General features: G+C 49.7%; 2 protein-coding genes. Both read left to right on the top strand.

Annotated elements, in window-relative coordinates; all coding sequences use genetic code 11:
- A partial coding sequence (locus tag RAC86_RS30070; protein ID WP_377886354.1) for a condensation domain-containing protein occupies positions 1-1,261 on the top strand: 1,261 nt, incomplete at its 5' end.
- A gap of 12 nt (positions 1,262-1,273) precedes the next feature.
- Positions 1,274-9,421 (top strand): surfactin non-ribosomal peptide synthetase SrfAB (gene srfAB / locus RAC86_RS39450; RefSeq protein ID WP_483861768.1); only part of this gene is annotated, 8,148 nt, incomplete at its 3' end.

Here is a 9,421-nt window from a genome sequence, read left to right as displayed (position 1 = left end):
ACTGATCGAGCACCATGACGCGCTCCGCATGGTTTATCGTGAGGGAACGAAAGAGGTCGTTCAATACAACAGAGGACTTGAAGCTGCTTCAGCTCAATTGGAGATCATCCAAATCGAGGGCCAAGCAAAAGATCATGAAGACCGCATAGAGAGAGAAGCGGAACGGCTGCAGAGCAGCATCGACTTGCAGGAAGGCGGCTTGTTAAAAGCAGGCTTGTTCCAAGCGGAAGACGGAGACCATTTGCTTCTTGCCATTCACCACTTAGTGGTTGACGGCGTGTCGTGGCGGATTTTACTGGAGGATTTCGCCGCGGTATATACACAGCTTGAGCAAAGCAATGAACCGGTTCTCCCGCAGAAAACACATTCATTTGCGGAGTATGCAGAGAGATTACAAGACTTCGCGAATTCCAAAGCCTTTTTGAAAGAAAAAGAGTATTGGAGACAGCTTGAAGAACAAACTGTCGCGGCGAAGCTTCCGAAGGATCGCGAATCTGGTGATCAGCGAATGAAACATACAAAGACAATCGAATTTTCGCTGACTGCTGAAGAAACAGAACAGCTCACCACAAAGGTGCATGAGGCATATCACACAGAAATGAATGATATTTTACTGACAGCATTCGGATTGGCGATGAAGGAGTGGACAGGTCAGGATCAAGTAAGTGTTCATTTAGAGGGGCATGGACGTGAAGAAATCATAGAAGACCTGACCATTTCCCGGACAGTCGGCTGGTTTACGAGTATGTACCCGATGGTGCTCGATATGAAGCATACGGATGATCTGGGCTACCAGCTGAAGCAAATGAAAGAAGATATCAGACATGTACCGAATAAGGGAGTCGGGTACGGCATTCTCCGCTATTTGACGGCGCCGGAACATAAAGAAGATGTGGCGTTCTCGATTCAGCCGGATGTCAGCTTTAACTACTTAGGACAGTTCGATGACATGTCGGATGCAGGCTTGTTCAAGAGATCAGAGCTGCCGTCAGGACAGTCGTTAAGCCCGGAAACAGAAAAACCGAATGCGCTCGATGTTGTCGGATACATTGAAAACGGAAAACTGACGATGTCAATGGCCTATCATTCTCTTGAATTTCATGAAAAAACGATAAAGACATTCAGCGACAGCTTTAAAGCCCATCTTCTCAGAATCATTGAACATTGCCTATCTCAAGATGGAACGGCACTGACGCCGAGTGACCTTGGCGACGACGATTTGACGCTGGATGAACTGGATAAATTAATGGAAATTTTCTAATAGAGGTGGCATATGAGCAAAAAATCGATTCAAAAGGTGTACGCACTGACACCGATGCAGGAGGGAATGCTGTATCATGCGATGCTTGATCCGCATTCATCCTCGTATTTTACACAATTAGAGCTTGGAATTCACGGTGCTTTTGATCTTGAAATCTTTGAGAAAAGCGTCAATGAACTGATTCGGTCATACGATATTCTCCGTACGGTATTTGTGCATCAGCAGCTGCAAAAACCGCGTCAGGTCGTGTTAGCGGAACGCAAAACAAAGGTGCACTATGAAGATATTAGTCATGCGGACCAAAACCGCCAGAAAGAGCATATTGAGCGTTATAAACAAGACGTGCAGCGCCAAGGTTTTAACCTGGCAAAAGACATGCTGTTCAAGGTGGCGGTTTTCCGTCTTGATGCAGATCAGCTGTATCTTGTCTGGAGTAATCATCATATTATGATGGACGGCTGGAGCATGGGCGTACTCATGAAAAGCCTGTTCCAAAATTACGAAGCGCTCAGAGCAGGCCGAACACCGGCAAACGGTCAGGGAAAGCCTTATTCCGACTACATCAAGTGGCTTGGAAAACAGGACAATGAAGAAGCGGAGAGCTACTGGAGCGAACGCTTGGCTGGTTTTGAACAGCCGAGCGTGCTCCCGGGCCGCCTGCTTGAGAAAAAAGACGAATACGTTAACAAAGAATATTCATTTACATGGGACGAAAAACTGGTTGCCCGCATTCAGCAAACCGCAAACCGCCATCAAGTGACAGGACCTAACCTGTTTCAGGCCGTTTGGGGCATTGTTCTCAGCAAATACAACTTTACGAATGACGTTGTCTTCGGCACGGTCGTATCAGGCCGGCCATCTGAAATCAACGGGATTGAAACGATGGCAGGACTGTTTATCAACACCATTCCGGTGCGGGTAAAAGTTGATCGTGATGCTGCTTTCGCTGATATTTTCTCAGCTGTTCAGCAGCATGCAGTTGAGGCGGAGCGCTACGATTACGTGCCGCTCTATGAGATTCAAAAACGCTCAGCTCTTGATGGCAATCTCTTGAACCATCTGGTCGCGTTTGAAAATTATCCGCTTGACCAAGAGCTTGAAAACGGCAGCATGGAAGACCGCCTCGGATTTTCTATCAAGGTAGAAAGCGCATTTGAGCAAACGAGCTTCGATTTCAATCTGATTGTGTATCCAGGCAAAACGTGGACTGTCAAAATCAAATATAACGGTGCCGCCTTTGATTCTGCTTTTATCGAACGGGCAGCGGAGCACCTTACCCGCATGATGGAAGCGGCTGTCGATCAGCCGGACGCTTTTGTCCGTGAGCACGGGCTTGTGGGAGACGAAGAGCAGCGGCAAATTGTCGAGGTGTTTAACCAGACGAAAGCCGAATTTCCAGAAGGAATGGCCGTTCATCAAGTGTTTGAAGAGCAAGTGCAGCGAACACCGGCAAGCACTGCCGTCGTATATGAAGGAGCCGAGCTGACATACCGTCAGCTGAATACAGCGGCAAACCGTCTGGCGAGAAAGCTTGTCGAACAAGGTCTTCAAAAAGGGGAAACAGCCGCGATTATGAACGACCGCTCAGCAGAAACCGTTGTCGGCATGCTGGCTGTGTTAAAAACAGGCGCCGCCTATGTGCCGCTTGATCCAGCGCTTCCTGAAGATCGTCTTCGTTTCATGGCGGAGGACAGCTCGATTCGGATGGTATTGGCCGGAAAGTCTTATACAGAGCAGGCGTATCAGCTGCAAGTGCCGGTTCTTACACTGGACATCGGCTTTGAAGAGTGCGAAGCTGCTGACAATCTCAATCTGCCTTCCGCACCGTCTGATTTGGGATACATCATGTATACATCTGGTTCGACGGGCAAACCGAAAGGCGTCATGATTGAACATAAAAGCATTCTTCGTCTCGTCAAAAATGCCGGTTACGTTCCTGTTCATGAGGAGGACCGCATGGCGCAAACGGGAGCTGTCAGCTTTGATGCCGGCACGTTTGAGGTATTCGGCGCACTGCTGAATGGCGCAGCGCTTTATCCGGTCAAAAAAGAGACGCTGCTTGATGCAAAACAATTTGCGGCATTCCTGCGTGAGCAGAGAATCACGACCATGTGGCTGACATCACCTTTATTCAACCAGCTTGCTGCAAAGGATGCCGGCATGTTCGGCACACTCCGCCATTTAATCATCGGCGGAGATGCGCTCGTGCCGCATATTGTCAGCAAAGTGAAGCAGGCATCGCCGTCGCTTTCGTTGTGGAACGGATACGGCCCGACAGAAAACACGACATTTTCAACAAGTTTTCTGATCGACCGTGAGTTTAGCGGCTCTATTCCAATCGGGAAGCCTATCGGAAATTCGACTGCCTACATCATGGATGAGCAGCAGCGTCTGCAGCCAATTGGCGCGCCTGGCGAGCTGTGCGTCGGAGGAATCGGGGTAGCGCGAGGATATGTCAATCTTCCTGAGCTGACGGAGAAGCAATTTCTTGAAGATCCGTTCAGACCGGATGAAAGGATTTATCGCACTGGCGACTTGGCGAGATGGCTGCCGGACGGCAATATCGAATTTTTAGGAAGAATCGACAATCAAGTGAAGGTGCGCGGCTTCCGAATTGAGCTTGGCGAAATTGAAACAAAACTGAACATGGCAGAGCATGTGACAGAGGCTGCGGTGATCATCCGCAAGAACAAAGCAGATGAAAATGAAATTTGCGCGTACTTTACGGCGGACCGTGAAGTGTCTGTGAGCTGGCTAAGAAAAACGCTGTCTCAGTCTTTGCCTGACTATATGGTTCCTGCCCATTTGATTCAGATGGACAGCCTGCCGCTCACGCCAAACGGAAAAATCAACAAAAAAGAACTGCCTGCGCCTCAATCAGAAGCCGTGCAGCCGGAGTACGCAGCACCAGAAACAGAGAGTGAAAAGAAATTAGCGGAGATCTGGGAAGGGATACTCGGCGTCAAAGCAGGCGTTACCGATAACTTCTTTATGATCGGCGGTCATTCTTTGAAAGCGATGATGATGACGGCGAAAATCCAGGAGCATTTTCATAAGGAAGTACCGATTAAAGTGCTCTTTGAAAAGCCGACCATTCAAGAACTGGCGCTGTATCTGGACGAGAATGAAAGCAAGGAGGAGCAGACGTTTGAACCGATCAGGCAAGCACCTTATCAGCAGCATTATCCTGTATCCCCGGCCCAGCGGAGAATGTATATCCTCAATCAGCTTGGACAAGCAAACACAAGCTACAATGTCCCCGCTGTACTTTTGCTGGAGGGAGAAGTAGATAAAGACCGGCTTGAAAAAGCGATTCAGCAATTAATCAACCGGCACGAAATCCTTCGTACATCGTTTGACATGATCGACGGAGAAGTTATACAAACCGTTCATAAAAACATATCGTTCCAGCTGGAGGCTGCCAAGGGACGGGAAGAAGACGCGGAGGAAATGATCAAAGCGTTCATTCAGCCGTTTGAATTAAACCGCGCGCCGCTCGTCCGTTCGAAGCTTGTCCAGCTTGAAGAAGAACGCCACCTGCTGCTGATTGATATGCACCATATCATTACTGACGGCAGTTCAACAGGCATTCTGATCGGTGATCTCGCCAAAATGTATCAAGGCGCTGATCTTGAGCAGCCGCAAATTCACTATAAAGATTACGCTGTTTGGCATAAAGAACATGCTGATCATCAAAAGGATGAGGCATACTGGCTCGATACCTTTAAAGGGGAGCTGCCGATTCTTGATCTTCCGACGGATTTCGAGCGGCCTGCTGAACGGAGCTTTGCTGGAGAGCGCGTGATGTTTGGGCTTGATAAACAGATGTTGGCTCAAATCAAGTCACTCTTGGCAGAAACGGATACGACAATGTATATGTTTTTGCTGGCGGCGTTCAATGTACTCCTTTCTAAGTACGCGTCACAGGACGATATCATTGTCGGCTCGCCGACTGCGGGAAGAACACATCCTGATCTGCAAGGTGTGCCGGGGATGTTTGTCAACACGGTCGCACTAAGAACGGCGCCTGCGGGAGATAAAACCTTTGCGCAATTCCTTGAAGAAGTCAAAACAGCAAGCCTTCAAGCATTCGAGCACCAGAGCTATCCCCTTGAGGAGCTGATTGAAAAGCTTCCGCTTACAAGGGATACAAGCCGAAGTCCGCTGTTCAGCGTGATGTTCAATATGCAGAACATGGAGATTCCATCGTTGCGATTAGGAGATTTGAAGATTTCTTCATACTCCATGCTTCATCACGTGGCGAAATTTGATCTCTCCTTGGAAGCGGTCGAGCGAGAAGAGGATATCGGCCTGAGCTTTGACTATGCGACTGCCCTGTTTAAGGACGAGACGATTCGGCGCTGGAGCAGCCACTTTGTCAATATCATCAAAGCGGCCGCAGCTAATCCGAACGTTCGGCTGTCTGATGTAGACCTGCTTTCCCCAGCAGAAACGGCTGCTTTGCTTGAAGAAAGACATATGACTCAAATTACTGAAGCAACCTTTGCAGCTCTTTTCGAAGAACAGGCCCAGCAAACACCTGATCATTCTGCGGTGAGGTCTGGGGGAAATCTGCTGACCTATCGCGAGCTTGATGAACAGGCGAACCAGCTGGCGCACCATCTTCGTGCGCAAGGGGCAGGAAGTGAAGACATCGTCGCAATTGTCATGGATCGGTCAGCTGAGGTTATGGTATCGATTCTTGGTGTCATGAAAGCGGGGGCAGCTTTCCTGCCGATTGATCCTGATACGCCTGAGGAACGAATCCGCTATTCATTAGAGGACAGCGGTGCGAGAATTGCGGTCGTGAACGAAAGAAACATGACGGCCATTGGGCAATATGAAGGGACAATCATCAACCTTGATGATGCAAAATGGAGAAATGAGAGTAAGGAGCGCCCCTCTCCGATCTCCGGATCTCGCAATCTTGCATACGTCATTTATACGTCCGGTACGACCGGGAAGCCGAAGGGCGTGCAGATCGAGCAGCGCAATCTGACAAACTATGTTTCTTGGTTTAGTGAAGAGGCGGGCCTGACGGAAACCGATAAAACTGTATTGCTTTCGTCTTACGCATTCGACCTAGGCTATACGAGCATGTTCCCTGTACTTCTGGCAGGGGGCGAGCTCCACATCGTGCCGAAGGAAACCTATACGGCGCCGGATGAAATGGGGCGTTATATCAAGGAACACGGGATCACATATATCAAACTGACACCGTCTCTGTTCCATACGGTGGTGAACACGGCCAGCTTTACAAAAGAGCCAAACTTTGAATCCTTGCGCTTGATCGTCTTGGGAGGAGAAAAAATCATCCCGAATGATGTTCTGGCCTTCCGCAAGATGTATGGACATACCGAATTTATCAATCATTACGGCCCGACTGAAGCAACAATCGGCGCCATCGCCGGACGGGTTAATCTGTCTGAACCGGATGCATTCGCGCAACGCCCGACAATCGGGCAGCCGATTGCGAATGCCGGTGCGCTTGTCTTAAATGAGGCGTTAAAGCTTGTGCCTCCGGGAGCGAGCGGCCAGCTCTATATCACGGGACAGGGGCTTGCTAGAGGATATCTCAACAGGCCTCAGCTGACAGCCGAGAGATTTGTTGAAAATCCATATTCGCCGGGCAGTCTCATGTACAAAACCGGAGATGTCGTACGGAGACTTTCTAACGGTACGCTTGAATTTATCGGCCGGGCTGATGATCAGGTGAAAATCCGCGGCTATCGCATTGAGCCGAAAGAAATTGAAACGGTCATGCTCAGCCTCAGCGGAATTCAAGAAGCGGTTGTACTAGCAGTTTCCGAGGGCGGGCTTCAAGAGCTTTGTGCGTATTATACGGCGGATCAAGCCATTGAAAAAGCAGTGCTCCGCAACCAGCTTTCACAAACACTGCCGTCTCATATGATTCCTGCTTTCTTTGTGCAGGTGGACGCCATTCCGCTGACGGCAAACGGGAAAACCGACAGAAACGCATTGCCGAAGCCGAACACGGAACAATCCGGACGCAGGACCTCAGCCGCACCGGAAACAGAGCTTGAAGAGAGCCTATGCCGCATTTGGAAGAAAACGCTTGGCATAGAAGCGATCGGCATCGACGACAATTTCTTTGATTTAGGCGGCCATTCATTAAAAGGGATGATGCTCATTGCCAACATTCAGGCTGAATTGGAGAAAACCGTACCGCTTAAAGCGCTGTTCGAGCAGCCGACTGTTCGCCAGCTTGCGGCTTGCATGGAGGTATCGTCAGTTTCAGGCGGCCATCACGTGCTCAAACCGGCTGACAAACAGGAGATGTACCCACTGTCATCCGCGCAGAAACGGATGTATGTACTGAATCAGCTTGACCGGCAGACGATCAGCTACAATATGCCATCTGTTCTTCTGATGGAAGGCGAGCTTGATATTTCACGTCTGCGCGACTCACTCAATCAGCTTGTAAACCGCCACGAGTCATTGCGGACATCATTTATGGAAGCAAACGGTGAGCCTGTTCAGCGCATTATTGAGAAGGCGGCGATTGATCTTCATGTGTTTGAAGCGAAAGAAGATGAAGCGGAACAAAAGATCAAGGACTTTATCCGGCCATTCGACTTAAACGGCGCACCGCTCATTCGAGCAGCATTGCTTCGCATAGAAGCGAAAAAACATTTGCTGCTTTTAGATATGCATCACATCATCGCAGACGGGGTATCAAGAGGCATTTTTGTAAAAGAATTGGCGCTGCTTTACAAAGGAGAGCAGCTTCCAGAGCCGGCGCTTCATTATAAGGATTTCGCCGTTTGGCAAAATGAAGCTGAGCAAAAGGAACGGATGAAGGAGCATGAGGCGTACTGGCTCTCGGTTCTTTCAGGCGAGCTGCCAGAGCTTGATCTTCCGCTCGATTACGCCCGTCCGCCTGTGCAAAGCTTTAAAGGGGACACGGTCCGTTTCCGTACGGGAAGCGAGACGGCAAAGGCGGTAGAAAAACTGCTCGCAGAAACCGGAACGACCTTGCACATGGTGCTTCACGCTGTTTTCCACGTCTTTTTAAGCAAAATTTCCGGACAGCGGGATATCGTCATCGGCTCCGTTACTGCCGGCCGGATGAATGCTGATGTCCAAGACATGCCGGGAATGTTCGTCAATACGCTTGCCTTAAGAATGGAAGCGGAAGAACAGCAAACATTTGCAGAGCTCTTGGAGCAAGCGAAGCAGACGAACCTGTCAGCGCTGGAGCATCAGGAATATCCGTTTGAGGACTTAGTCAATCAGCTTGATCTCCCTCGGGATATGAGCCGAAATCCATTGTTTAACGTGATGGTGACGACAGAAAATCCTGATAAAGAACAGCTTACATTGCAGAATCTAAGCATTTCACCTTACGAGTCCCATCAGGGAACGTCTAAGTTTGATCTGACATTAGGCGGATTCACTGATGAAAACGGCATCGGTCTGCAGCTCGAATATGCGACTGATCTGTTCTCAAAAGAAACGGCTGAGAAATGGAGCGAATACGTTCTGCGTTTACTAAAAGCTGTCGCGGAAAATCCGAACCAGCCGCTTTCCAGCCTGTCACTCGTCACTGAAACAGAAAAACAAACGCTTCTCGAGGCATGGACGGGCAAAATGCTGCCTGTGCCGACAGACAAAACCGTTCATCAGCTATTCGAAGAGACTGCCCAGCGCCACAAGGACCGCCCGGCTGTTACATATAACGGCCAGTCGTGGACGTACGGCGAGCTGAATGCGAAGGCGAACCGTCTTGCCCGGATTCTGATCGACTGCGGTATCAGCCCGGATGAGCGCGTCGGCGTTCTCACGAAGCCGTCGCTGGAAATGTCCGCCGCGGTGCTCGGCGTCTTAAAGGCGGGAGCGGCGTTTGTACCGATTGATCCTGACTATCCGGATCAGCGGATTGACTATATTTTACAAGACAGCGGCGCGAAGCTTCTCTTGAAACAGGAAGGCATCGCAGTGCCGGACAGCTATACGGGAGAGATCATTCTTCTTGATGGCAACCGTACGATTCTGAGCCTGCCGCTTGATGAAAACGATGAGGAAAATCCAGAGACGGATACAAACGCGGAGAACCTGGCGTACATGATTTACACGTCTGGAACAACCGGACAGCCGAAGGGTGTCATGGTCGAGCACCATGCGCTTGTGAACCTGTGC

This window comes from Bacillus sp. LR_5 (assembly GCF_042709275.1).
This window is presented reverse-complemented; position numbering and strand designations above follow the sequence as displayed.